The 1,244-nt window shown below is 44.2% G+C and carries 1 protein-coding gene; it reads left to right on the top strand.

Annotated elements, in window-relative coordinates:
* Positions 1 to 858: 858 nt before the first annotated feature.
* The gene (locus PSI17_RS16890) at positions 859 to 1,158 is read left to right on the top strand and encodes a hypothetical protein (RefSeq protein WP_273553063.1); all 300 of its coding nucleotides are present in this window, start codon (positions 859 to 861) and stop codon (positions 1,156 to 1,158) included.
* Positions 1,159 to 1,244: the final 86 nt, after the last annotated feature.

The following is a 1,244-nucleotide window of genomic DNA, read 5'->3' on the forward strand; positions in this document are numbered from 1 at the left end:
CACAAGGCTGCGCCTTCTGCTCTGACCTACCGAGCCAGTCCTTGGCAATCCGCGTTCTGCTTTAGCTGCCCTGCCTGCGTCCGGCCAACATTCCTGTAGGCAGGTCGGCCTGCGGCCTCCGTTAATTTACCTCCCCCGCCCCGACCCCGCAGAACGGCCGCCCGCCGTCCGGCAAGCCGGGCGACGTTCGCCCGTTGCCGAAAGGGAAACGCATCACAAAATCAAGCTGTTGAGTCAACGCGCGTGAGCACAGGCGCTATACTGCACTACAGCAAACGGGCGCAATGGACTGAAAGTGCACATCGGGGATCGGGCAAAAAATCTTTACCCCAACGGGTAAAACAGGTTCTTTAACAAGCTGTTATTAAAGAAAAAATCCCGCCTGAAAAGTATGGTCGTGTCGGGACAGTCCCTAAGACCCGATAGGGCTGCTGGGCGGGCTGAATCCTTATTCTTACGTACATAATCCGCTGTCTTGGGTTGATCCTTACGGTCTGGCAGGCAAAGATTGTTCTCTTCCTGAAAAAATTAACTTAACTAAAGATGGTGTTCAGAATGTTAAGGATAGGCATGTTGGTAACGTCCCTGGCTGGTCACACAAGAGTAAGTGGACTCTCGATAATGCTGATGTCAAATCAACCATAAGGGATGTATTCCGTAAGCCAGATAGAATTATTCGCGATGGTGATCGTTTTATATATGAAAAAACTTTGAAAAGAGATGTAGGTATAACCCCAGAGGGGGAAATATTGAATAAAGTAAGGGTTGTGACTGAATCAAATGGTGATTTAGTTACGGCATTCCCGCAAAGCGTATTTAAAGATCTTAAGCCAACTGATGTGATTTTTTGAGGATATTATGGGACTAGATATACATATTACGACAAAAAATAATGAAATTATTCATATTGTTATGAGCGAAATCCTACATTCAAATATATTCTCTTCTTCAACCAGATGGAGTAGTGCAAAGAATTTAAGAAAGATTAAGGATTACTATAAAACTGATTGTTTATTGAAGAACAAGGATGCCAGTTCTTTTATTCACGAATTGTCTGAAATGAAAGACAGAATAATTGAAGGAAAAGATGAGCTGCATAAGATCATTGAAAAAATAAACGGAAAAGAAATCAGTTTTATTAGAATAAGCGGTGATTAGTAATCCTTGAAATCAGCCGGAAGATCCCCGTGATCTTCCGGCTTTTTTATTTACCGTGGTGCGTATCCGTGCCAGGCCAGCGCCGA

Origin of the sequence: Xenorhabdus sp. IM139775 (genome assembly GCF_028598745.1) — a bacterium.
Taxonomy (GTDB): Bacteria; Pseudomonadota; Gammaproteobacteria; order Enterobacterales; family Enterobacteriaceae; genus Xenorhabdus.